Below are 24,901 nucleotides of genomic sequence, written 5' to 3' on the forward strand. Positions count from 1 at the left end.
GCGAAGGCAAGGTGATCGACGGTGCGGCCGACGGCAATCTCTGCATCACCGACAGCTGGCCGGGCCAGATGCGCACCGTCTATGGTGACCACGAGCGCTTCATCCAGACGTACTTCTCCACCTACAAGGGCAAGTATTTCACCGGCGACGGCTGCCGCCGTGACGAGGACGGCTATTACTGGATCACCGGTCGCGTCGATGACGTGCTCAACGTCTCCGGCCACCGCATGGGCACAGCCGAGGTCGAATCGGCCCTGGTCAGCCATGATGCGGTGTCGGAAGCCGCCGTCGTCGGCTATCCGCACGATATCAAGGGCCAGGGTATCTACAGCTACGTGACGTTGATGGTCGGCCAGCAGGGCTCGGAAGAGCTGCGCAAGGAGTTGATCTCCCATGTTCGCAAGGAAATCGGCGCGATCGCCTCGCCGGACAAGATCCAGTTCGCCCCCGGCCTGCCGAAAACCCGCTCCGGCAAGATCATGCGCCGCATCCTGCGCAAGATCGCCGAGGACGATTACGGCGCGCTCGGCGATACCTCGACGCTGGCCGATCCGACCGTCGTCGACGACCTGATCGCCAACCGGCAGAACAGGAAGGCCTGATTCGAGCCAACCCTGTGCCCCGGCTTCTGTGCCGGGGCCCCTGTGACCGGGGATGGCTCGACCGGCCTTCAGAAGGAAGAACAGTTCTCCGTCTTGCGGCCACCGTCATAAGGCGCAACATAGCCGGCCGTAAGCATCTCCTGAGCCGGATTCCGCCCGTCGGAAAAACTGATATCGGCAACCACCCGTCCGAAATATTTGTCGCCGGAGATGCGCATCAGCTGGATGTCGTGTTGATCCCGGGTGAGGTCGCTCAAGGCTGCGCGTGCCTGCCTGCCGGCGTCGCGGACCGCCGCACAGGACGATTTCAGCTCCGGCGCGTCGATGCCGCGCAACCGCACATAGACTTCCATCGTCTGCTGCGGCCAGGGCCTGGCCGCGACCAGGATCGTATCCCCGTCGATGACGCGAATGATCTCTGCACTGACCGGACCGGCGATTTCGATTCGTTTGCCGGATTCGAAGGCATGGGCGTAAAAGCCCAGGAAGGGCAGGATGACAGTAGCGAGAAGGCCGGAGCGGTTGCGAAACATCATGATAGGAAAATATCCCGATCATAATGGCTTGGCAACAGGAATTATTTCCTCAGAAGTCGATCGCCCGGCCGTTGATTTCCCAATCGCCGAAACGGGCCGGCTCCGCCCCGCCGCGACCGCCCAGTTCCTCAGGCAGGTCGAGCGACTGCTGCTGCTTGCGGCGTTCTTCCGCCTCGGCCAGGGCGCGTTGAGCCGCGGGCGTGAGCGGCTTGCGGGGTTCTGCTGGTGAATTGTCGTTGTCGTTTTGCATGCCAGGTCCAAATTTCCGCGAAAATGTTGAAGAATGCGGTCGATGTCACCATCATATAGGAACCTCGCGTGCAAACGGAACAAATGATTCACGTGAAACGTTGCCGACCTTAGGAGATGGATCGATGAACCTTATACGCACCGCGATGCTTCTGGCATTCATGACCGCGTTGTTCATGGCGGTCGGCTTCCTGATCGGCGGCAAGAGCGGCATGATGATTGCGCTGCTGGTCGCTGCCGTCATGAATTTCTTCTCTTATTGGAACTCGGACCGCATGGTGCTGAGCATGTACCGGGCGCAGGAGGTCGATGAGCGCTCGGCACCGGAATATTACGGCATCGTGCGTGACCTGGCGAAATACGCCGGGCTGCCGATGCCGAAGGTCTATGTCATCGACAATCCGCAGCCGAATGCCTTCGCCACCGGCCGCAACCCGGAAAACGCCGCCGTTGCCGCGTCCACGGGACTGCTCCATGCGCTGACCTACGACGAGGTGGCCGGCGTCATGGCGCATGAACTCGCGCACATCCAAAACCGCGATACGCTGACCATGACGCTGACGGCGACACTGGCCGGTGCCATTTCGATGCTCGGCAATTTTGCCTTCTTCTTCGGCGGCAACCGCGAAAACAACAACCCGCTCGGTTTCATCGGCGTTCTGGTCGCGATGATCGTCGCGCCACTTGCGGCAATGATCGTCCAGATGGCGATCAGCCGGACGCGCGAATATTCCGCCGACCGGCGCGGCGCCGAGATCTGCGGCCAGCCGCTGTCGCTCGCTTCCGCGCTCGCAAAAATTTCCAATTTCGCCCATCAGGTGCCGAACGAGGAGGCCGAGCGCAATCCGGCAACAGCCCATATGTTCATTATCAATCCTTTGTCCGGCGAGCGCATGGACAACCTGTTTTCCACTCATCCGGCGACGGAAAACCGAATCGCTGCGTTGCAAAGGATGGCCGGTGAAATGTCGGCGGTCTCGACGCCGCCGGTCAGGGCTGATAATCCGGTGCGCAAATCGCGCTCCGTGCCGCCGACGGGCTGGGGTCGCGGTGGTTCCGAACCACCGAAAGGTCCCTGGTCTTGACGTCCGACGAAAATAAAACCGCTTCGCTTCCGAAACGAAATAGCCGCAAGCCGACCCCTGATCAGAAAGGCCCGGAAAATCCCGCCTTTGCGCGCAGCGACAAGCCCGGTCTCAAGGCCCGGCAGGCGGCGGCAAAGATGCTTGCGGCCGTTGTCGATCGCAAGACCTCTCTGGATGGCATGCTTGATGCCACCAACGGCAACCCGGTCTACCGCGAGCTCAACGAGGCAGATCGGGCGTTGGTGCGGGCGATCCTGAATTCGGCCTTGCGCCAGCTGCCCCGCATCGAGGCGATGATCGGCTCGCTGCTGCAGACGCCGTTGCCGGAGGGCGCGCGGGCGCTGGATCATGTTCTGGTCGTCGCGGCCGCGCAAATCCTCTATCTCGATATCCCGGATCATTCCGCCGTCGATCTGGCCGTCGAACAGGCACAGACCGACCCGCGCAACAAGCGTTTCGCCAGTTTGGTTAACGCGGTTTTGCGCCGCCTTTCCCGCGAAAAAAAGCAGTTGCTCGCAACGGTCGGCGAAACGATCCCGGCAATTCCGGCATGGTTCCATAAAAGGCTGGTCGGCTATTACGGGGCCCCGGAAGCCGCCCGTATCGCCGATGCGCTGCTCACCCCTGCGGCCATCGACGTAACCGTCAAGTCGGATGCCCAAGGATGGGCGCAGCGTCTGAACGGGCGTGTCCTGCCGACCGGTTCGGTGCGTCTGGCCGGGTTTTCCGGCGCGGTGCCGGCCCTTGCGGGCTTTGATGATGGCGAATGGTGGGTGCAGGATGCCGCCGCAGCCCTTCCCGCGAAGCTCTTCGGCGCGCTAGGCGGCAAACGGGTGGTCGATCTTTGCGCGGCGCCGGGTGGAAAAACCGCGCAACTGGTTCTGGCCGGGGCGACCGTCACCGCCCTCGACCAGTCGGCGAGCCGCCTGAAGCGCCTTCAGGGCAATCTTGCCCGGCTCGGGCTCCAGGCGACGACGCAGGAAACCAACATGGCGGATTTCCGCGCGGAGGAACTGTTCGACGCGGCGCTGCTCGACGCGCCCTGCTCCTCGACCGGGACGATCCGCCGCCATCCGGACGTTTTGTGGACCAAGGGTCCCGAAGATATCGAGAAACTGGCGCTGTTGCAGGAAAAGCTGCTGCGCCACGCGCTGACGCTGGTCAAGCCGGGCGGTCTCGTCGTCTTCTCCAACTGCTCGCTCGACAAGCGCGAGGGCGAAGAGGTGACCGAACGCGTGCTTGGCGACGGACATTGCGAGCGGGTCGCAATTGATCCGGCCGATTGGCCCGGCCTGGAAGATGCGATCACACCGCTCGGCGAATTTCGCACGACGCCGGCGATGATCACGCCGCAGGACGGCTTTTCCGGTGGACTGGATGGCTTTTATGCCGTCGTTTTGCGCCGCAAGGCATGATGCGCAACATTGTGCCCACAGACTTCGTCAACAGGCAGATTGCGCCGGTCAATTGACGGGTTCGGCACGGTTGCCTAACAATACCGGCACGATGCATAAAAGTTTAATGACTTTTAGGCACGATCATCGTTCTGGTCGTATCTGGTGCGGACAGCAATCATTCCGATTCGTTGATGCGGTTTGAAGCCCGGTCCGGGAGGGGGAGGCACACGGGCTCAGCGATGCGCATTTCGGACCGGCAAAGGCTTCCCTATCTGTATCTGCGTGAGGGCTGGCGCCGCTTCTCGCGCCGCCTTGCCCTGGGCCGCAACACGGCGTTTCGCTTCACGGGTAGCACTCCCGATCGCCTGATCGTCGCGCCAACCGATCTGCGGGCCGTCGATCCCTTCGTCGCCGAAGAAATCCTGCAGGGCCGTTTTCCCCTGGCGGGCCGGGTGCTCGATACCGAGGGCGAATCGCCCTTCGAAATCGACCTGCCCTCCCGCGAATTTGCCGTCCGGCTGCATTCCTTCGGCTGGGTTCGCCACATGCGCGCGGTGAAGGAAGAGGAGGCTTTTGTCCGGTTGCGCCATGTCGTCAATGACTGGATCGCCACGCAGGGCCGCTTTATCGATGGTATCGCCTGGGAGCCGGAAATCATTGCCCAGCGCCTGATCGCCTGGCTGTCGCATTCACCGATCATCCTGCGCAATGCCGAGCATGGCTTCTATCGCCGGTTCCTGAAAAGTCTTGCCTTTCAGGTGCGGTATCTGCGCCACGTCGCAGACACCACCTGCGACGGCGAGGCGCGGCTGCGGGTGCGCATCGCCCTTGCGATGGCCTCCGTCGCCATGCCCGCGTCGGAATCGGCGATCCGCAAGGCGGCCCGCAATCTCGATCTTGAGCTTGATCGACAGATTCTGCCGGATGGCGGCCACAGCTCGCGCAACCCGCGCACCGGGCTCGAGCTGCTGCTCGACCTGCTGCCGCTGCGCCAGACCTATGTCAATCTCGGCCATGATGTGCCCGCCAAGCTCATTCCCTGCATCGACCGGATGTATCCGGCGCTGCGGTTCTTCCGCCATCAGGGTGGGGAGCTCGCCTTGTTCAATGGCGCCACCTCGACGCTCGCCAACGAGCTGATGGCTGTCCTGCGGTATGACGAGACGGCCGGCGCGCCGTTCAAGGCCCTTCCGCATATCAACTACCAGCGCCTGACCGCGAACAATGTCGTGGTCATCATCGATACCGGTTTGCCGCTTTCGCCGGAATTGTCGCGCACCGCCCATGCCGGCTGCCTGTCGTTCGAAATGTCCTCGGGCAAGCATCGCTTCATCATCAACTCGGGCTCGCCAAAGTTTGCCGGCGAACGATTCCGCCAGTTGGCGCGACTGACGGCAGCGCATTCGACCGTCACCATCAACGACCGCTCGTCCTCGCGACTGTCGGATTCGCATTTCCTCGGCCCCATCGTCACCGGCGGCGTCTCCAGGGTAGCCCTGCGCCGGCAGGAGGAGGAAGGTCAGCCGGATGCGGTCATCGCCAACCATGATGGCTATGCCCAGTCTTGCGGCTTGATACATGAGCGCGACATCAGCGTGAACGGCCAGGGAAGTGCGGTGCGCGGCCGCGACCGGCTGTTCCAGCCGGACGGCACGGATCCGGGGGATACCAATTCAGCGATTGCCGTTGCCCGTTTTCATATCCATCCGGCGATCAACCTGCGCCAGCACAGCCCGCACGAGGTTTATCTTGCGGCCCCCGATGGCGAAACCTGGCTGTTCACCTGCCGCGACAGCGAGGTGGCGATCGAAGAAGACATTTTCTTCGCCGACCCTTCCGGCATGCGCAGGACGTCGCAGATCACCATAACCTTCGCCGTCGCCTCCGTGCCTGAAATCCAGTGGATTCTGTCGCGCGAAGCGTGACAAGCCGACAAGCGGCACCCAGGCGAATCAAACGGTTCCTTCATGGGGAAAGCTGTGCTAACGGCAGGCAAACATTTGCCGGAAGACCTTCCGATATCCGGCACCGCACAAGGAGCTTGATGATGGCTGTCGCCTCCAAGAAAATTCCCGCCCCCGATCAGGTGACGATCCGCACCGCTTTGCTCTCCGTCTCCGACAAGACCGGCATCGTCGAGCTTGCCCGTTCGCTGCACAGCAAGGGCATCCATCTGGTCTCGACCGGCGGTACGCACAAGACGCTGGCGGAAGCGGGCTTGCCGGTCACGGATGTCTCCGACCTCACCGGTTTTCCGGAGGTCATGGATGGCCGCGTCAAAACCCTGCATCCGGGCGTCCATGGCGGCCTTCTGGCGATCCGCGACGACGAGGACCATGTGCAGGCCATGACGACGCATGGCATCACCGGCATCGATCTTGCGGTCATCAATCTCTATCCGTTCGAGGAAGTCCGCGCCAAGGGCGGCGATTATCCGACAACGGTCGAAAATATCGACATCGGCGGCCCGGCGATGATCCGCGCCTCGGCCAAGAACCATGCCTATGTCACCGTCATCACCGACGCCGCTGATTACGGGGCGCTGCTCGCCGAACTGGGCAACGGCGCCGCCACCTCCTTCGGTTTCCGCCGGCAGATGGCCGCCAAGGCCTATGCCCGCACTGCAGCCTACGACACCGCCATTTCCGGCTGGTTCGCCGAAGTCCTCGACACGCCGATGCCGCTCCACCGCACCATTGGCGGCGTCTTGAAGGAAGAGATGCGCTACGGCGAGAATCCGCATCAGAAAGCCGGATTTTACCTGACGGGCGAAAACCGCCCGGGCGTCGCGACGGCGACCCTTTTGCAGGGCAAGCAGCTTTCCTACAACAATATCAACGACACCGACGCGGCCTTCGAACTTGTCGCCGAATTCCTGCCGGAAAAGGCACCGGCCTGCGCCATCATCAAGCACGCCAACCCCTGCGGCGTTGCGACGGGTGCGACCCTGCTGGAAGCCTATGAGCGGGCGCTCGCCTGCGATTCTACTTCGGCCTTCGGCGGCATCATAGCGCTCAACCAGGAGCTCGACGGCGTCACGGCGGAAGAAATCGTCAAGCTGTTTACCGAAGTCATCATTGCTCCCTCGGTCAGCGACGCTGCCAAGGTCGTCATCGCCGCCAAGCCGAACCTGCGGCTGCTCGTCACCGGCGCCCTGCCCGATCCGCGCGCGCCGGGCCTTTCGGCGAAAACCGTCGCCGGGGGCTTGCTCGTGCAGACCCGCGACAACGGCATGGTGGAAGACCTCGAGCTGAAGGTCGTCACCAGGCGCGCGCCGACTGCGCAGGAACTGGAAGACATGAAGTTCGCCTTCAAGGTGGCGAAGCACGTGAAGTCCAATGCCGTGGTCTATGCCAAGGACGGCCAGACGGTCGGCATCGGCGCCGGCCAGATGAGTCGCGTCGATTCGGCCCGCATCGCCGGCCTCAAGGCCGAGGAAGCGGCCAGGGCGCTCGGCCTGCCGGCGCCCCTGACGCGCGGCTCGGCAGTGGCCTCGGAGGCCTTCCTGCCCTTTGCCGACGGCCTGCTCTCGATGATCGCCGCCGGCGCCACCGCCGTCATCCAGCCGGGCGGCTCGATGCGCGATCCGGAAGTCATCGCCGCCGCCGACGAAGCCGGCGTCGCCATGGTCTTCACCGGCATGCGCCACTTCCGGCACTGAAAGCGCCTGTCGCTGGAGCCTTGAGGTTGACTTATGGGACTGCTGGCGAGGAGTTATGTGTCGCGCGCCAACTTTTCCTCTCCGTCATGGTCGGGCTTGACCCGACCATCCATAGACCCCCGGAAATGGATCATCCGCTCAAGCTTGAGAATGACGCAGGAGACTAAAAGCCTCGCCTATCGTTGCTCGACAGCCGCTTACCCCGCCGCCCTGTTCGCCGGATAAGGAGTGCGCAGCAGGATCAACAGCCCCACCGCCAGAAACGCCACCAGTGCCATCATGCCGATGCGGGCCGATCCCGTCGCCAGCGTGATGGTCGCGACCGAGGCGGGTGCGAGAAACGAGGTCGCTCGGCCGGAGAGGGCATAGAGGCCGAAATAGCGTCCCGCCTCATCGGCGCTGACGCTGCGGGCCAGATAGGAGCGCGACGAGGCCTGCACCGGGCCGAAGGCGATGCCGACCAGCAGGCCGAAGACGATATAGGCCTTTTCCGCGGCCGTGCCGAAAAGGCCGCCAGTGTCGGCGGTCGGCAATTGCAGAAGCCCGAATAGCGTGAAACCGGGGCCGGTAGAGACGATGCCGAGCGTTGCAATCGTCAGGCAGATCAGGCTGGCGGTGACGATCATTTTCGACCCGAGCCTGGCGTCAAGGCGGCTGGCATAGAGGCATCCGCCGATCGCCACGACATTGAGAATGATGCCATACACGCCAAGTTCGACCGTCTGCCAGGCAAACATGCCGGCTGCAAATGTGCCGCCGAGTGCCAGGAGCCCGTTGACGCCATCCTGGAAGATCATTCGCGCCACCAGAAATCGCAGGATACCCGATCGTTCCCGCAATTCGCCGATCGTGCGCCCAAGCTCGGCAAGGCCGCTGCGCACGGCAACTGCCGCTGGCACCGACACCCGCTGCGCGTCGGGCGTGAACAGGAACGTCGGCAGGATGAAGAGCAGATACCAGACGGCCGAGATCGGTCCGGTCACGCGCGCATCGGCCCCGGTCGCCGGATCGAGCCCGAACAGCGGATCCATTCCAAGAATTGTTTTGCCGGATTCAGGGCTTCCGGCCAGAAGCGTGACCACGGCGATCAGCACGATCATGCCGCCGAGATAGCCCAGTCCCCAGGCGATGTTGGAAATCCGGCCGATCTGGCTTTCACTCACCAGCCGCGGCATCATCGAATCGTTGAAGACGATCGAGAATTCCGCCGCGATCGAGGCGAGGATGATGCAGATAAATGGATAGAGCAGCGGTGATCCGGGCACGGCGAACCAGAGTGCCGCCAGCGACGCGATCTTGATCACCGCGAAGAAGGCGATCCAGGGTTTGCGTGTGCCGGTCGCGTCAGCGATCGAGCCCAGCACCGGCGACAATATCGCGATGATGAAGCCGGATATGGTGATCGTATAGCCCCACATCGCCTGGCCATGCACCGGATCGTCCGCGAGCCGGGAAACGAAATAGGGACCGAAGATGAAGGTGATGACCACCGTGAAGAACGGTTGCGCCGCCCAGTCGAACAGCATCCAGCCGAAAAGGCCGGCGCGCGATACTCTTGGCTCGTCGCCGGCCTCTGCGGTGATGCTGCTCACTTGATTCTCCACTGTCTGCTCCGCCTGTCGGCGCGGACAGTGTCACCTCGCCCGGTCCTGCGCAAGATCACTCAAGAGACCGGCGGCGACGGTGATCTTGGCGAGCGTCGTTTCGCCCTTCTCCGTCAGTTGGGTCAGTTGGTCGGTAATGCGGGAAATCCTGGTACGGTCGCTGTCCCGCCAGGCACCGACCGGATTGCGCTCGTCCTTCTTGTCGGTGAGCGCCGCGATGGTGATTTCCTTGCGCGCGGTGGCGATGTCGTGGATGCTGCGCGAAAGGGCCATGGCCTCGTATTGCTCGGTTGCCGAAACGCGCTCGGCGGCCGCCAGGAGCCGGGCGATCCGCAGGTTCTGCGTCACGCCAAAATAGCTCTGCGCCGTGCGCGCCAGCGTCACGCCGGTATCGGCGGCGATCTGGATGATTTCCGGCACGAAGGTCATCACGCCGAGAGCGGCGATCTCCTCGGCGAGCGCCGGCGGCACGCCGCGCTCGATGAAATAGGCGGCCCTTTGCCGAACTTCCGCCGTTGCGTCCTCGGGTATTGAGCTTTGCAGGGCGGATTTCAGCTTCTGCAACGCTTCCCGCAGCCGCTCGATTGCCTCGCCGAGCGGCGCCTGCATCGCCTTGGTCCTGAGCGTCCGTTCTGTGACGATGGCAAAGATCCGCGCTACCTCCTGGTAGAGCTCGTTCTGCGCAACGCCGCTGATCACATTGTCGAGGGCATCGATCTCGCCATAGATGCGCTTCAGGTCGTAGCCGTCGCGTGTCAGCGCCGCGGCCTTCACCACGTCAGCCGGCATGAAGCCCGTCTGGTCGATCAGCGCGCTGACGAAGGGAGGTCCACCACGATTGATGACGTCGTTTGCCAGCACCGTCGCGATGATTTCGCGACGCAGCCGGTGTTCGTTGATGTCGCTGGCATGCGCCTTGTGCATCTTGGCCGGGAAATAATCCCGCAGCGTTGTCCGCAGGTAGGGATCATCCGGCAGATCGCTGGCGACGATCTCGTCGAACAGCACGATCTTGGCATAGGACAACAGCACGCCGATCTCGGTGCGCGTCAGCGCCTTGCCGCTCTGGTAGCGCTCGCTCAGCGCCTGGTCGTTGGGCAGCACCTCCACCTTGCGGTTCAGATGTCCATCGGCCTCCAGCCGTGTCATCAGCCGGGCAAGGGCCGTCCGGTTGCCGGCGCCTTGCATCTCGGTCAGCGAAATCGACAGCGACTGTTCGTAGTTGTTGCGCAGGACGAGCGCTGCGACTTCATCGGTCATCGAGGCGAGCAGCGTGTTGCGCTTGGCGCGCGTCAGGCGCCCGTCGCGCATGGCCGAAGCCAGCGCGATCTTGATGTTGACCTCGAAGTCGGAGGAGTTGACGCCGGCCGAGTTGTCGATGGCGTCGGAGTTGCAGCGGCCGCCCTTGAGGCCGAAGGCGATGCGGCCGCGCTGGGTGACGCCGAGATTGGCCCCCTCGCCGATCACTTTGGCGCCGACCTCGTCGGCGGTGATGCGGATCGGATCGTTGGCGCGGTCGCCAACCTCCGCATCCGTTTCGTTCGGCCCGCGCACATAGGTGCCGATGCCGCCGAACCAGAGCAGATCGACCGGGCTCTTCAGGATCGCCGTCATGATCTCGAACGGTGTTGCCTGTTGCTTGTCGATGCCGATCGCCGCCATTGCCTGCGGTGTCAGCGTGACGGATTTCTCGGTGCGCGGAATGATCATGCCGCCCGCCGAAAGCGTCGCGCGGTCGTAGTCCTGCCAGCTCGAGCGCGGCAGGTTGAACATGCGCTTGCGCTCGGCAAAGGAGCGATCGGTATCCGGGTCCGGATCGATGAAGATGTCGCGGTGGTCGAAGGCGGCGATCAGCTTGATCTTTTCCGACAAAAGCATGCCGTTGCCGAAGACGTCGCCGGACATGTCGCCGACGCCGGCGACGGTGAAGGGCGTCGTCTGGATGTCGATGTTCATTTCGCGGAAATGCCGCTTGACGGTTTCCCAGGCGCCGCGCGCGGTGATGCCCATCTTCTTGTGGTCATAGCCGGCAGAACCGCCGGAGGCGAAGGCGTCGTCCAGCCAGAAGCCGGCTTCCTGGGCAAGCCCGTTGGCCGTGTCGGAGAAGGTCGCGGTGCCCTTGTCGGCGGCAACAACGAAATACGGATCGTCACCGTCGTGCCGCAGCGTATCGGCCGGCGGCATCACGTCCTGGCCGACGATGTTGTCGGTGATCGACAAAAGCGTGCGGATATAGGTCTTGTAAGCCTCGGTGCCGGCCTTGAAGATCTCGTCGCGCGTGCCGCCCACCGGCAGCTGCTTCGGATAGAAGCCGCCCTTGGCGCCGACCGGCACGATGACGGCGTTCTTGACCTGCTGTGCCTTGACGAGGCCGAGCACCTCGGTGCGATAGTCCTGCGACCGGTCCGACCAGCGCAGGCCGCCGCGCGCAACCTTGCCGAAACGCAGGTGGACGCCTTCGACCTCGGTGCCGTAGACGAAGATTTCGCGGAACGGGCGCGGTTCGGGCAGGCCGTCGAGCATCTTGGGGTCGAGCTTGAAGGCCAGCATCGGCCCGGGATTGCCGTTGGAGTCGCGCTGGAAATAGTTGGTGCGCAGCGTTGCCTGCACGACGTTGACGTAACGGCGCAGGATCTGGTCCTCGTCGAGGCTCGGCACCGCGTTCAGCGCCTGCTCGATCGCTGCGAGCAGCTGAGCCATGCGCTTCGTCCGCGGCTTGTCGTCGAGCGCGGGGTCCATGCGGGTGACGAAGAGCTTGAAGATGTCGGCAGCGATCGCCGGATATTTGTTCAGCGTCTCGGCAATGTAGCCTTGGGAATAGGTGATGCCGGTCTGGCGCAGATAGCGCGCATAGGCGCGCAGAACGGTCACTTCGCGGGCCGTCAGGCCGGCAAGCAGGATCAGCCGGTTGAAGCTGTCATCCTCGATCAGGCCGTTCCAGGCGGCGAGATAGGCTTCCTCCAGCATCGGCCCCGACCTGTCGAGATTGAGCACGAGCCCGTCGCGATGGACCAGTTCCATATCGTGCAGAACGACGAGGCGCTGTCCGCTTGCTGTGTCGGTGACGGCGATATCATGCGTCTGTTCGCTGATCACCCGGAATCCGAGATTTTCAAGCAGTGGAACACGATGGGAGAGCGACACCGGCTCGCCGGCGTGGAAAATCTTCAGCTCGAGAGCTCCCGGCGCCTTGCCGCGTTTCTGATAGAAGGCGATGCGGATGGGGTCGGTGGGCAGGCAGGCCGCGATATCGTCGAGGTCGGCATAGGCCTCGGTCGGCGTGAACGCCACCTGATAGGCTTCGTTGACGTTGATCTCGACGCCCTTGTGGCGAGCCAGGAGGTCGAAGCGATCGATCCAGCGCGTGACGATGTCCCGCACGGCCTCTTCCAGTTTCGCCTGCGGCACGCGCGGCGTCTTGCCGGCATAGCGGCCGATAATGAAGTGCACCCGCGCCAGGCCGCCTTCCGGAAAGGCCGGATAGTAGGCGGAAACGCGGCCGTCATAGATGGTTTTCAGGTAGTTGCCGATCTTTTCGCGGACATCGGAATCATATTGCTCGCGCGGCACGTAGACGATCACGGAAACGAAACGATCGAAGTGGTCGATGCGCGGCAGAACCCGGATTCGCGGCCGGTCGCCCAGTTCGTTGATCTGTTCGCAGAAGCTGGCGAGAAGACCCACATCGATCTGGAACAGGTCGTCGCGCGGGTAGGATTCCAGGGTATTGGCCAGCATCTTGCCGGAATGGCTCTGCGGATCGTAGCCGAAATGATCGACGATTTTCTCCACCTTGAAGCGCAACAATGGAATGTCCGCTGCCGGCCGCGTATAGGCGCTGGAGGTGAAGAGGCCGACGATACGCAATTCGCCGGTGACGTTGCCCGCCTCGTCGAAACGCTTGACACCGATATAGTCCATATATGCGCGGCGGTGGACCACCGATTTCACATTCGCCTTGGTGACGATCAGGAAATCCGGGCCGTTGAGGAAGGCGAGGATTTCCGGCGTCGTCAGCACCGCGTCCTTGCCCTGGCGCAGCACGCGAACATCCGGATTGGAAAGGATGCCCAGGCCCCGGCCCTTGCCGCGCTCGACCACGGCGTTGTCGCCCTTGCCGGAATAGGTGTATTCGCGCATCCCCAGGAAGGTGAAGTTGTTGTCACGCAGCCAGCGCAGGAAGGCCAGCGCCTCTTCGCGGTCGTTTTTCTTGCGGGATGGGGCGTGGTTCTCGAGTTCGCTCATCGCCTGGTCGAGCAGGGCCGTCATCTGCGTCCAGTCGCCGACCGCCTGATGCACCTGGGAGAGGACGTTGCCGACCCGCTCCTTCAGGTTTTCCGCTTCGGCATTGCTGAGCTTGGAAAGGTGAATCTCGATATGGCTGACGCGTGAGGCCGGCTCGCTCTTTTCTTCCGGGTCGAAAATCTTAGCCGGCTTTCCAGCTTCGAGCACCAGGATGGGATGGATGGCAAGGTGAATGTCGCGGTGGGTGGCGGTGACCTCGCCCATGATCGAATCATAAAGGAACGGCATGTTGCGATCGGTGACGGACAGGATCGATACCTCTGTCCCGTTGGGCGTGATGCCGTCGACGGATTCGACGCTGATGATCGGACGGTGGTTCTCGCTCCGGCGCACTTCCTTGAGAGCATGCGCCGCCGTAAGCGCCAGCATTTCCGGCGTATATTGATCGAGGTCGTCATGGCTTGCCCGCCGGAAAAGAATCTCCGGCGACAGCATGGTCAGCCCGAGCGCCTTGCCGGCCTCGGATACAACTTCGAAGTGCCGGTCTCGTTTCGGATTGTATTTTGCGCCCATGGTCGTTTCTCCCCGCAATCGCCATTTTCGCCGAACCTAACAGAAGAATGGCCGTTGGCGACTGTTTTTGTGGCTATTTTCTGCGTTTTTCGAGCGAATTCGGAATGAAATCATGAAATTTCCAGCGAGAATGCGCCGATCTTGAAATTAAATCGGTTGTATCGACGCATTCGATCCTGCGGATGAACGGATGCCCAAAAGCCTCGCTTGGTCTTTTGCCGGTTACAGTTGACAGTGACGTGACTGTCGGGCGATCTGAGGTGGTCGAAACAACGGAAAATCATGAATGTCCGAGCCTGCATCCGGCGCCGTCATCGTCATTTCAAGCCATGTGATTCGCGGCTCCGTCGGCAATCGCGCCGCCGTCTTTGCGCTCGAGACGCTGGGCTATCCGGTCTGGGCCGTGCCGACGGTGATCCTGCCCTGGCATCCCGGCCATGGGCCTTCGACGCGAATAACGGTGAGCGAGGGCGATTTCAACAGCCTGATCGATGACCTCATCCGCGCGCCGTGGACGGGCGAGGTGCGCGCCGTGCTCTCCGGCTATCTCGGTGCCGCCTATCAGGCGGAAGGCGTCGCGCGGCTGGTCGGGGCGCTGAGAGAGAAAAATCCGGACCTTTTCTACGCCTGCGATCCGGTCATGGGCGATGCAGGCGGCCTCTACGTGCCCGAGGCGACGGCGATCGCCATGCGCGACCGGCTTTTGCCGCTGGCTTCGCTTGCCACGCCCAACCGGTTCGAGCTGTCCTGGCTCTGCGGCGTGCCGCTTGAGACCAACGCCGCCATTCTCGAGGCCGCCCTGTCACTCGGGCCGCCGCGGATGCTGGTCAGCTCGGCAATCCCGATGATGCATGGCAGCACGGGCAATCTCTATCTTTCCGGCAATCATGCGCTGCTTGCCGAGCATCGCCTGATCGACAATCCACCCAACGGCACCGGGGATCTCCTGGCGGCGCTGTTTGTCGCCCGGCTTCTGGAAGGGCTGAAGGAGGAGCGGGCGTTACAGCTGGCAACGGCCAGCGTCTTTGAGATCATCGCCCGGACCGGCAAGCGTGGTGCCGATGAACTGACGCTCGAGCGCGATGCCTCCAGCCTCGTAACGCCGATGGCGATGGTCCAGATGCGGCGATTGATGCATCCGAGCCAGAAAAGGCGGTCGTGAAGCGGCGCAGTGGTTTGTGCGGATATATGGCGGGCAACTCCATGTACCGCTTGCCACCCCCTCCCCTGACCGAATAAACCGGTCGAACCTTGCAAGAGATGAAACGGAGATTTCATGGATGTCACCGGCGGCGCAGGCTGCCGGAAATTTGCATGTGCGCGGCGCACAAAGCCGTGTCCCTCAGGCGGCAAGCGTGCAATGTACATCCTGATTGTCTTAAATAGTCGGAGTGATCGAGCACCATGCAGCGTTTTCCGGACCATTTGCTGAACGGCTACAACAACTTCATGAGCGGGCGGTTCAGCGAGCAGCAGCAGCGCTACAAGGCGCTTGCCGAGACCGGGCAGCAGCCGAAGACCCTCGTGATTGCCTGTTGTGACAGCCGGGCCGCGCCCGAGACGATCTTCGACAGCGGCCCCGGAGAGCTTTTCGTTGTCCGCAATGTCGCCAACATGATGCCCCCCTACGAGCCGGACGGTCATTATCATTCGACCTCGGCTGCGCTCGAGTTTGCCGTTCAGGTGCTGAAAGTGAGCGATATCGTGGTGATGGGTCACGGTCGCTGCGGCGGCATCAAGGCGGCGCTTGATCTCGATGCCGAGCCGCTGTCGCCCGGCGATTTCATCGGCCGCTGGATGCACCTGCTGAAGCCCGCCGCCGAGCAGATCCAGAGCAACAACATCATGACCGCCGCCGAGCGCCAGCGGGCATTGGAGCGCGTCTCGATCCGCAACTCCATCGCCAACCTGCGCACCTTCCCTTGCGTCGATATCCTGGAAAAGCGCGGCAAGCTCAATCTGCACGGTGCGTGGTTCGACATTTCCACCGGCGAACTGTGGGTGATGGATCCCAAGACCGGCGATTTCGTCCGGCCGGGGATGTAAAAAGAGCCCGCTTCTCAGGAAGCGAGCCTCATATCAGGCCAAGAAAAACCCGTCGATTTTTTTCGGCGGGTTTTTGTTTGTTCGGCCGGTTAGTATGAGCCGCCGTCGATTTCTGCGCCGATGATGGCGATCGCCTGCTGGTAGACGCTGGCGGCATTCCATCCTTGAATCGCACCGAAATTCGCCTCGCCCGGCTGATAGCCGCCGCCGGCGCGCCAGCCGTGGCCGCGCAGGAAGTTGGCGGTCGAGGCGAGCGCGTCGGCCTTGGAGCGAACCATGTCGATATGGCCGTTGCCATCGCCGTCGACGCCGAACTTCAGCACGTTGGCCGGCAGGAACTGCGTCTGGCCGATTTCACCATGGGCGGCGCCGCGCGCATCCGGGCTCAAATCGCCGCGCTGCACGAGGTTGAGAGCCGCATAGAGCTGGTCGGTGAAATAGTCGGAGCGGCGGCAGTCATAGGCGAGAGTCGAGACGGCCGAGAGCGTGTGCTCCTTGCCCAGGAAGCCGCCGAAGCCGGTTTCCATGCCCCAGATGGCGATGATCGGGCCGGCCGGCACGCCGTAGCGGCTCTCGATCGAATCGAACAGGGCAGCGTTCTGCGCCTTCATCTTCCTGCCGCGTGAAATGATCGCCTGGCCGCCACGCTTCTGCATGAACTGGTCGAGCGACAGCTTGAAGCTCTTCTGGCCGCGGTCGGCGCGGATCGTCGCCTTGCTGTAGTTGACATTGGCGAATGCCTTGTCGAGCACGGACGGGCTGATGCCCTGGCTTGCAGCCTCGCCCTTGAAGTCCTCCACCCAGGCCTCGAAACCGCCTGCATTGTTGCCGCATTGCGCCGCCGATGCCGTGGCGGGCAGGACTGCCGCCACCATGATTGCCGTGAAACCTGCCAGTACGCGCTTTGCCTTGTGCATGTAAAAACCCCGTGAGCGCCCGAATCCAAATTTGATATCCGCAAAATGCCAGTCTTTGCGGGGCCTGTCACGATTCTGGCGCAGTATGGAGAGGCCCTGTTTCACGTGAATCCTCCCACAAATGAGCACAATATCGCGGCAGACTGTCGTTACGAAAGAAGCCCCGCATCCCGTCTAACGGATCATGCGGGGCTTTTATTGGTTAAAACCTTATATTTCCTGATCAGGCAGCCTGCTTCTTTGCCGTGATCAGGCCGCGATTGACGAGAAGCTCGGCGATCTGGATGGCGTTGAGGGCCGCACCCTTGCGCAGGTTGTCGGAAACCACCCAGATGTTGAGGCCATTCTCGACGGTCGCGTCCTCGCGAATGCGCGAGATGTAGGTCGCGTCCTCGCCGGCCGATTCGTAAGGCGTGATGTAGCCGCCGTTCTCGTGCTTGTCGATGACGAGGCAACCCGGCGCCTCGCGCAGGATGTCGCGGGCCTGGTCGGCGCTGATCTCGTTTTCGAATTCGATGTTGACCGATTCCGAATGGCCGATGAAGACCGGAACGCGCACGGCCGTGCAGGTCACCTTGATCTTCGGGTCGAGCATCTTCTTGGTCTCGGCGAGAACCTTCCATTCTTCCTTGGTGTAGCCGTCTTCCATGAACACGTCGATGTGCGGGATGACGTTGAAGGCGATGCGCTTGGTGAACTTCTTGCTCTCGATCGGATCGGCGACGAAGACGGCGCGCGTCTGGTTGAACAGTTCGTCCATGCCTTCCTTGCCGGCGCCGGAAACCGACTGGTAGGTCGAGACGACGACGCGCTTGATCTTGGCGAAGTCATGCAGCGGCTTCAGCGCCACGACGAGCTGGGCAGTCGAGCAATTCGGATTGGCGATGATGTTGCGCTTGGAAAACTGGGTAATGGCATCCGGGTTTACTTCCGGAACGATCAGCGGCACGTCCTGGTCGTAGCGCCAGGCCGAAGAGTTGTCGATGACGACGCAGCCCTGCGCACCGATCTTCGGCGACCACTTCAGCGACACGGCGCCGCCGGCCGACATCAGGCAAATGTCGGTGTCGGAAAAATCGTAGTTTTCGAGGTTCTTCACCTTCAGCGTCTTGTCGCCGAAGGAGACTTCGGTGCCTTGGCTGCGGGCCGAAGCAAGCGCCACGACTTCATCGACCGGGAAGCCGTGTTCTGAAAGGATGTTCAGCATTTCGCGGCCGACATTTCCGGTCGCGCCTGCTACGGCAATCTTGAAACCCATTGTCTTTGCTCTCTTTCTCGTCTCTCCGCGGGCTTGGGGGGAGAAACCCGCCGGCCAAGGCGCGGGCTTCGGGTCCCCGGCCTAACCGGGGAGAGAGCGGTGGGCCAGAGACGTCAGACGGTTTTCGTCGTCGTTTTGGCCGTAGTTTTGGAAGAAATCGAGAAGGAACGAACCCGCCCGGCAAAGAATGCCGGGGCGATCAGCGCAGCGATGGAAGTACCAAAACGGTGCATGGCGGTCCCTTTTCCGCTGTTGCTCATACTGGGTTTTGCCGCGGAGTCAACAGAAAGCTGAAAGTTCCGCGATGCGCGCCTGCCCGCGTCATGCCGTCTCATTCGACTAAAGTCATAATCCCAAAGCATCTCTGCCGCCTGCAGGGGTTTTCTGCCATTTTGTCGCCATGGCGTGTTCCGCCTCGGAATCAGGGAGGATTCGGAGGCTTCAGGGGATACGCAGCCGTTTTTGAGTGGAGGACAAACGCAATGGCAGACGTCGCAGCAGTGGGCAGAGCAAAGGCCGCCCCCATGACAGGCGAGCAGAAGAAGGTGATTTTCGCCTCTTCGCTCGGCACGATCTTCGAGTGGTACGATTTCTATCTCTACGGTTCGCTGGCCGTCTATATCGGCGCCACCTTCTTTTCGCAGTATCCTGAAACCACCCGCAACATCTTTGCGCTGCTCGCCTTTGCTGCGGGCTTCCTGGTGCGTCCGTTCGGCGCGCTGGTATTCGGCCGCCTCGGCGATCTCGTCGGCCGCAAGTACACCTTCCTCGTCACCATCGTCATCATGGGCCTGTCGACCTTCCTCGTCGGCATCCTGCCCGGTGCCGCCTCGATCGGCATCGCCGCTCCGATCCTTCTGATCGCGCTACGCATGCTGCAGGGCCTGGCGCTCGGCGGCGAATATGGCGGTGCCGCGACCTATGTCGCCGAACATGCGCCGCAGGGCAAACGCGGCTACTTCACCTCGTGGATCCAGACGACGGCGACGCTCGGCCTGTTCCTGTCGCTGGTGGTCATCGTCACCGTGCAGATGCTTCTCGGCAAGGAAGCCTTCGCAGCCTGGGGATGGCGCATTCCGTTCCTGCTCTCCTGCATCCTGCTCGGCGTCTCGGTCTGGATTCGACTGAAGATGAACGAATCGCCGGCATTCAAGAAGATGAAGGAAGAAGGCAAGGGCTCCAAGGCGCCGCTGACGGAAGCCTTCGGCCAGTGGCGAAACGCCAAGATCGCGCTTCTCGCCCTGTTCGGTGCCGTCGTCGGCCAAGCTGTCGTGTGGTATTCCGGGCAGTTCTACGCGCTGTTCTTCCTGCAGAACATCCTGAAGGTGGACGGTCAGTCGGCAAACATCATGGTTGCCGTATCGCTGCTCATCGGCACCGGCTTCTTCGTCTTCTTCGGCTGGCTGTCCGACAAGATCGGCCGCAAGCCGATCATCATGGCCGGCCTGCTGCTCGCTATGCTGACCTACTTCCCGCTGTTCCAGGCGCTGACCTGGGCCGGCAATCCGGCGTTGGCCGAAGCGCAGCAGAGCATCCGCGCGACGGTTACCGCCGCTCCGGGCGACTGCAAGTTCCAGTTCAACCCGACCGGTACGGCGAAGTTCACGACATCCTGCGATATCGCGACCTCGTTCCTGACGCGCAATTCCGTACCCTATGACGTCGTTCCCGGCCCTGCCGGTTCGGCTGCGACGGTCAAGATCGGCGACGCAACCATCGTCGGCTACGATGCAATCGCCGCTGGCGACAAGGCCAAGGCCACAGGCGCTGCCTTCGAAAAGCAGATCAACATGGCGTTGCAGACGAGCGGCTATCCGCTGGTTCGTGCCGCTGCCAAGGTTCCGGAAAGCAAGCTTGACGGCTTCGTTGCCGCCAATCCGGAGCTGGCGCTCGATGCCGCAGCCGTTCGCGGCGGCGAGAAGGCAATGATGACCGGCGAGCAGATGGTCGCGGCCAAGCTCCTGACGGCGGAAGAAGCCGCTGGCGTCACCGAAATGCCGGTCTACACGGTCGCCAAGGGCGGTACCTTCGCCATGGTCGCCGATCCGGCACGCGTCAACTGGATTGTCATCATCGCGGTTCTGACCGTCCTGGTCATCTATGTGACGATGGTCTACGGCCCGATCGCAGCGCTTCTGGTCGAACTGTTCCCGACCCGTATCCGCTATACCGGCATGTCCCTGCCCTACCATATCGGCAACGGCTGGTTCGGCGGTCTGCTTCCGGCAACGGCCTTTGCGATGAGCGCTGCGCAGGGCGATATCTACTACGGCCTCTGGTACCCGATCGTGTTTGCCGGCATCACCCTGGTGATCGGCATGCTCTTCCTGCCCGAGACGAAGGATCGCGACATCCACGCGATGAACTGATCCACGCTTTCCCCCCGCCAACTGAGCCCGGCACTCTCCTGTGCCGGGTTTTTTCATGCCGCCATGTGGAAAAGACCATTACACCTTCGGCCGCGGCCAGCCCTGCTCATCCAGGCGGAACAGCCAGTTCCGCTGCGCAAAGACGAAGGCGGTCATCAGCGCGACCCAGAGACCCAGCAGCAGCCCGGCCGCCACGTCGCTCGGATAATGGGCCCCGACAACAACGCGGGTGACGCCGATCGTCAGTGCGCCGAGCGCAAAGAAAATGCGCAGGCGCGGCGCCAGCATGGCGAAGGCGCCGAAGAACGAGCCGACGGCCGCCGAATGGCCGGAGGGAAAGCTTTCGAACAGCCATTCATTGGCAAACGGCATCAGGCTATGGGCGCCATGGTCGAGGTAAAGCTCCGGCCGCGCCCGGCCGATGACGAGTTTGAGCAGGTGAACCAGCGCGCTGGCGCTGCCGATGGTCACGAGGAAATACAACGCCAGTCGCCACGCCGTCTTGGTCTTCGAGGAGAAGCCGGCGCTGCGCGAAACCCGGTGCAGGATATAGGCGACGATCGTGATCGAGCCGGAACCGTAGATCATCCAGGCGAACGTACCGAAATCGGTGATCCGCTCGTTGAAGGCGACGATCGCGGGCGGCAGCGCCTGCGCGCTTTGGGAGACAAGCCCGTCGAAGGGCAGCAGTGCGGTGACCAGGACGATCGTTGCCAGCAAAAGCCAGCCGGTGGAGGAAAGCGGTCGGTTCATGAAAGGCCCGTTCGGTTGGTTCTCTTCCATGTGTCGATAAAAACAGCGATTTCAATGGTGCGTTCGAAAAATGCCATGACGGGACATGGCTGCCTCTGGCGCGCGGTTAAGCCCCTCCCCCTTATGGGGAGGGGTTGGGGAGGGGCATTAGCTCTAAGAGAAACCCCTCGCGGCCCTGCGGGCCACCCTCCCCACAAGGGGGAGGGAAAGAACGCGCGACTTACGCCGAAAGCGTCTTGAATTCGGCGAGGATCGCGTCGCCCATCTCGGCGGTACCGACCTTGCGAGCGCCCTCGGCCATGATGTCGCCGGTGCGGATGCCCTTGTCGAGCACGTTGGCGATGGCCTTCTCCAGGTTGTCGGCTTCCTTCACCAGGTTGAAGGAGTAGCGCAGGCACATGGCAAAGGAGGCGATCATGGCGATCGGGTTGGCGATGCCCTTTCCGGCAATGTCCGGCGCCGAGCCGTGCACCGGCTCGTAGAGCGCCTTGCGCTTGCCGGTCTTGGCATCCGGGGCGCCGAGCGAGGCCGACGGCAGCATGCCGAGCGAGCCGGTCAGCATGGCGGCAACGTCCGACAGCATGTCGCCGAACAGGTTGTCGGTGACGATCACGTCGAACTGCTTCGGCGCACGCACGAGTTGCATGCCGCCGGCGTCGGCCAGCATGTGCTCCAGCTGCACGTCGGAATATTTCGCCTTGTGCGTCGCCGTCACCACCTGGTTCCAGAGCACGCCCGACTTCATGACGTTGCGCTTCTCCATCGAGCAGACGCGGTTCTGCCGCGTGCGCGCCAGTTCGAAGGCGACGCCGGCGATGCGCTCGATCTCGTAGGTGTCATAGACCTGCGTGTCGATGCCGCGCTTCTGGCCGTTGCCGAGATCGATGATCTCCTTCGGCTCACCGAAATAGACCCCGCCGGTCAGCTCGCGCACGATCAGGATGTCGAGGCCCTCGACCAACTCGGCCTTCAGCGAGGATGCATTGGCGAGCGCCGGGTAGCAGATCGCCGGGCGCAGGTTGGCAAACAGTTCCATATCCTTGCGGAGGCGCAAAAGGCCGGCTTCGGGGCGCACTTCATAGGGAACGTCATCCCATTTCGGGCCGCCGACGGCGCCGAACAGAACGGCATCCGCCGCCATCGCCTTTACCATGTCCGCGTCCGAAATCGCCGCGCCATGGGCGTCGTAGGCGCTGCCGCCGACCAGACCTTCGTCCGTCGTGAAGCCGCCCGCCATTTCGGCGTTCATATGGGCGATGATTTTGCGGACTTCCGCCATGGCTTCCGGGCCGATGCCGTCGCCGGGCAGAAGGAAAAGATTGCGCGCTGTCATGGGGCATTCCTTTTAAGTCGAAGGGTGGGCTTGTCAGATGTTGGCGCGTTCTTAACGCAACTTCCGTTCAAGGAAAATGCGGTTCAGGAAAGAATTGTGCGCGCAGTTCCGGCCGGAACAGGCATGCAGGTTGAAGCGTGGGATTCTCGCTTGGCCGAGAACACCCGACAGCCGATGGAATGCGCAAATTCACCAGCTCTGTTGCCGCAGTCCTGCGGACAACGCCGGACAGGTCGTCTCTTTGCTGGAAAATCTGGAAGTTGAGCGCCCCCTGTTCCATTCGAAACAGCGCGGGCGCCTGGGGCGTGGAATAGTCGGGTCACTGGATGAGGGAGGCTCATCCAAACAAGATCTCAAGGAGAGACCCGCATGCGCAAGTTCGTTTTGACCGCCGCTGTCGCTGCCATCACTGCTGTTTCCTTCGCCGCCCCGTCGCAGGCCGGCTACTACAGCGATGATTGCCAGCCCTATTGCTTCATCAAGAAGGTCAAGACCTACGACTATTACGGCAACGTCATCATCAAGAAGATCCGCGTCTGCGAATAAGCTGAAAGCTTCTGGCTTCCTCCCCGAAAACCCGGCTGTCCCTGCAGCCGGGTTTTTGGTGTTTTGGTGTGTCAGACTGCCCCTCATCCGCCCTGTTGGGCACCTTCTCCACGTTTTGACGGGGAGAAGGGACAAGCGGCAAACTCCGTCGTCCCCTCTCCCCGCCTGCGGGGAGAGGGCTAAGCAGGTTCCGGAAAAGTGTCCAACGGTTTTCCGGCCAGAACCTGCGTTAAAACAAACACCTAAGCAGACGAAACGTTGGCCTGCCAACGAAAGTCTGCTTAGGGTGAGGGGCAAGCCGGCAACCGCTCTGGTCGGGCGACGCTCGCTTCGGCCCAAACTACTCCTTGAAAAACGCCAGCATATCCGGATTGACCACGTCTGGATGTGTCGAGAGCATGCCGTGCGGAAGTCCCTCATAGGTCTTGAGGGTGCCGTTGCTCAAGAGCTTGACGGCAAGCGGCGCGGAATCGGCATAGGGCACGATCTGGTCGTCGGTTCCGTGCATCACCAGCACCGGAACGTCGATCTTCTTCAGATCCTCGGTGAAGTCGGTTTCGGAGAAAGCCTTGATGCATTCGTAGTGGGCGTTTGCGCCGCCCATCATGCCTTGACGCCACCAGTTGTCGATCAGCCCCTGGGAAACCTCGGCGCCCGGCCGGTTGAAGCCGTAGAACGGGCCGGTCGGCACGTCGATGAAGAATTGGGCGCGATTTGCCACCAGGGCGCTACGCAGGCCGTCGAAGACATCGATCGGCAGACCGCCCGGATTCTTGTCCGATTTCACCATCACCGGCGGCACGGCGCCGACGATGACGGCTTTTCCGACCCGTCCCGGTTTCGCCCGCGCCACATAGTGCACGACCTCGCCGCCGCCGGTGGAATGGCCGACATGGAAGGCATTTTTGAGGTCGAGCGCTTCGGCAAGCGCCGCGACGTCGGCCGCGTAGGTATCCATTTCGTGGCCCGACGATGTCTGCGTCGAGCGCCCGTGGCCGCGGCGGTCGTGCGCGATCACCCGAAAGCCCCTGCCAAGGAAAAACAGCATCTGGTTATCCCAGTCGTCGGCGCTCAGCGGCCAGCCGTGATGAAACACGATCGGCTGCGCATCGCGCGCGCCCCAGTCCTTGTAGAAGATTTCGGTTCCGTCCTTGGTAATGATCGTAGACATCTTTGTGATTCCTTCTGCTGCGGGGAAGGCCGCGCCTTGCGGCCCGGGAGTGAAACGGGGTTGCCGAAATGCCGACCGTCCCGGATGCCTGTGGTTCACGCCGGCAAACAAAAATCACGTCGTTGCGGGCATCGCCTCTGCCGGGATCGGTATCGAATGAAATAATGGAGTACGTTCAAAGTATTACGACGTCATGACGCATCGGCGCCCGACGCTCTGGACGTCAGACACTTTAATCGGATCGACAGACTTTTAAACCCGGTATTTCTGATAGCGTCGAACGAGCGCCATTATGTCGCCAGCGTGAAGCACGCTTTGGCTGTTCAAAATTTCCCCGCTGATCCCCGCCTCAAAAACCCGTGCCATGATCATGGCGTCCTGTCACGGATACACCGCAAGACGTTGGCGGCGAGGCAGGGCTGGCGCTCCACGGGAAGCCTCGTGCCTTCGGCAAGGAGGCCCACGAACGTCAGGCGGACCGGAAGGAGAGCCCCCGGAAAATAGCGCTTCCCGCGTTTTCAGATAAATCCAAAGCAATCCAGAAAAATCCAGAACG

Annotated in this window: 19 protein-coding genes; 10 read left to right on the plus strand and 9 right to left on the minus strand. The window is 62.2% G+C overall.

Features of this window, described 5'->3' with window-relative positions; translation table 11 throughout:
- Positions 1 to 602: AMP-binding enzyme (locus A3AY_RS36090; RefSeq protein WP_040669222.1), on the plus strand; the 602-nt coding region annotated here is incomplete at its 5' end.
- 68 nt (positions 603 to 670) lie between these two features.
- Here the strand turns inward: A3AY_RS36090 and A3AY_RS36095 are convergent.
- Both A3AY_RS36095 and A3AY_RS0124745 read right to left on the minus strand, forming a co-directional pair.
- A complete protein-coding gene (locus A3AY_RS36095; protein ID WP_018328361.1) occupies positions 671 to 1,138 on the minus strand; it encodes a thermonuclease family protein in 468 nt (155 codons plus the stop codon).
- Positions 1,139 to 1,187: 49 nt separating this feature from the next.
- The gene (locus A3AY_RS0124745; protein ID WP_018328362.1) at positions 1,188 to 1,388 is read right to left on the minus strand and encodes a DUF1674 domain-containing protein; all 201 of its coding nucleotides are present in this window, start codon (positions 1,386 to 1,388) and stop codon (positions 1,188 to 1,190) included.
- Between the two features lie 124 nt (positions 1,389 to 1,512).
- On the opposite strand from A3AY_RS0124745, the gene htpX reads away from it, so the two are divergent.
- From htpX to purH, 4 genes are all read left to right on the plus strand, one after another.
- Entirely contained in the window at positions 1,513 to 2,472 is a 960-nt protein-coding gene (gene htpX, locus A3AY_RS0124750) for a zinc metalloprotease HtpX (protein WP_018328363.1), read from the plus strand.
- Positions 2,469 to 3,887 (plus strand): RsmB/NOP family class I SAM-dependent RNA methyltransferase, encoded by a 1,419-nt coding sequence (locus A3AY_RS0124755; RefSeq protein ID WP_018328364.1) that lies wholly within the window; start codon positions 2,469 to 2,471, stop codon positions 3,885 to 3,887. Before htpX ends, A3AY_RS0124755 begins: the two co-directional genes overlap by 4 nt.
- A gap of 221 nt (positions 3,888 to 4,108) precedes the next feature.
- Positions 4,109 to 5,794, plus strand: a complete 1,686-nt coding sequence (locus A3AY_RS0124760) for a heparinase II/III family protein (protein WP_018328365.1) — start codon at positions 4,109 to 4,111, stop codon at positions 5,792 to 5,794.
- A gap of 122 nt (positions 5,795 to 5,916) precedes the next feature.
- The gene (gene purH / locus A3AY_RS0124765; RefSeq protein WP_026203794.1) at positions 5,917 to 7,530 is read left to right on the plus strand and encodes a bifunctional phosphoribosylaminoimidazolecarboxamide formyltransferase/IMP cyclohydrolase; all 1,614 of its coding nucleotides are present in this window, start codon (positions 5,917 to 5,919) and stop codon (positions 7,528 to 7,530) included.
- Positions 7,531 to 7,727: 197 nt separating this feature from the next.
- Here the strand turns inward: purH and A3AY_RS0124770 are convergent, their stop codons facing one another.
- Together A3AY_RS0124770 and A3AY_RS0124775 are read right to left on the minus strand one after the other, a co-directional pair.
- Positions 7,728 to 9,122 (minus strand): MFS transporter, encoded by a 1,395-nt coding sequence (locus A3AY_RS0124770; RefSeq protein WP_018328367.1) that lies wholly within the window; start codon positions 9,120 to 9,122, stop codon positions 7,728 to 7,730.
- Between the two features lie 42 nt (positions 9,123 to 9,164).
- Positions 9,165 to 13,952 carry an NAD-glutamate dehydrogenase gene (locus A3AY_RS0124775; RefSeq protein WP_018328368.1) on the minus strand — a complete coding sequence of 1,596 codons (4,788 nt, stop codon included), beginning with the start codon at positions 13,950 to 13,952 and terminating at the stop codon, positions 9,165 to 9,167.
- Positions 13,953 to 14,238: 286 nt separating this feature from the next.
- Here A3AY_RS0124775 and pdxY point away from each other — a divergent pair, with 286 nt between their 5' ends.
- Together pdxY and A3AY_RS0124785 are read left to right on the plus strand one after the other, a co-directional pair.
- Complete coding sequence (pdxY, locus tag A3AY_RS0124780; RefSeq protein ID WP_018328369.1) at positions 14,239 to 15,114, plus strand: pyridoxal kinase PdxY; 876 nt, start codon at positions 14,239 to 14,241, stop codon at positions 15,112 to 15,114.
- A 242-nt stretch (positions 15,115 to 15,356) separates the two neighbouring features.
- Positions 15,357 to 15,998: a carbonic anhydrase gene (locus A3AY_RS0124785; protein WP_018328370.1), complete on the plus strand. Its 642-nt coding sequence runs from the start codon at positions 15,357 to 15,359 to the stop codon at positions 15,996 to 15,998.
- 89 nt (positions 15,999 to 16,087) lie between these two features.
- On the opposite strand, the gene A3AY_RS0124790 is transcribed toward A3AY_RS0124785, so the two are convergent.
- The gene (locus A3AY_RS0124790; protein ID WP_026203795.1) at positions 16,088 to 16,915 is read right to left on the minus strand and encodes a lytic murein transglycosylase; all 828 of its coding nucleotides are present in this window, start codon (positions 16,913 to 16,915) and stop codon (positions 16,088 to 16,090) included.
- A 223-nt stretch (positions 16,916 to 17,138) separates the two neighbouring features.
- Positions 17,139 to 18,173 carry an aspartate-semialdehyde dehydrogenase gene (locus A3AY_RS0124795; protein WP_018328372.1) on the minus strand — a complete coding sequence of 345 codons (1,035 nt, stop codon included), beginning with the start codon at positions 18,171 to 18,173 and terminating at the stop codon, positions 17,139 to 17,141.
- A 99-nt stretch (positions 18,174 to 18,272) separates the two neighbouring features.
- Between A3AY_RS0124795 and A3AY_RS39410 the strand changes: the two genes are divergently transcribed.
- Together A3AY_RS39410 and A3AY_RS0124805 are read left to right on the plus strand one after the other, a co-directional pair.
- A complete protein-coding gene (locus tag A3AY_RS39410) occupies positions 18,273 to 18,467 on the plus strand; it encodes a hypothetical protein (RefSeq protein WP_154663333.1) in 195 nt (64 codons plus the stop codon).
- A 188-nt stretch (positions 18,468 to 18,655) separates the two neighbouring features.
- Entirely contained in the window at positions 18,656 to 20,542 is a 1,887-nt protein-coding gene (locus tag A3AY_RS0124805; protein WP_018328374.1) for an MFS transporter, read from the plus strand.
- A 78-nt stretch (positions 20,543 to 20,620) separates the two neighbouring features.
- On the opposite strand, the gene A3AY_RS0124810 is transcribed toward A3AY_RS0124805, so the two are convergent.
- Both A3AY_RS0124810 and leuB read right to left on the minus strand, forming a co-directional pair.
- A complete protein-coding gene (locus tag A3AY_RS0124810; RefSeq protein WP_026203796.1) occupies positions 20,621 to 21,295 on the minus strand; it encodes a phosphatase PAP2 family protein in 675 nt (224 codons plus the stop codon).
- 220 nt (positions 21,296 to 21,515) lie between these two features.
- Entirely contained in the window at positions 21,516 to 22,628 is a 1,113-nt protein-coding gene (gene leuB / locus A3AY_RS0124815; protein WP_018328376.1) for a 3-isopropylmalate dehydrogenase, read from the minus strand.
- Positions 22,629 to 22,997: 369 nt separating this feature from the next.
- Between leuB and A3AY_RS39415 the strand changes: the two genes are divergently transcribed.
- Positions 22,998 to 23,174 carry a hypothetical protein gene (locus A3AY_RS39415; protein ID WP_018328377.1) on the plus strand — a complete coding sequence of 59 codons (177 nt, stop codon included), beginning with the start codon at positions 22,998 to 23,000 and terminating at the stop codon, positions 23,172 to 23,174.
- 340 nt (positions 23,175 to 23,514) lie between these two features.
- On the opposite strand, the gene A3AY_RS0124825 is transcribed toward A3AY_RS39415, so the two are convergent.
- Entirely contained in the window at positions 23,515 to 24,345 is an 831-nt protein-coding gene (locus tag A3AY_RS0124825; protein WP_018328378.1) for an alpha/beta fold hydrolase, read from the minus strand.
- Between the last annotated feature and the right edge of the window lie 556 nt (positions 24,346 to 24,901).

The sequence above is a fragment of the Rhizobium giardinii bv. giardinii H152 genome (genome assembly GCF_000379605.1).
In the GTDB taxonomy this organism is placed as follows: Bacteria; Pseudomonadota; Alphaproteobacteria; order Rhizobiales; family Rhizobiaceae; genus Pararhizobium; species Pararhizobium giardinii.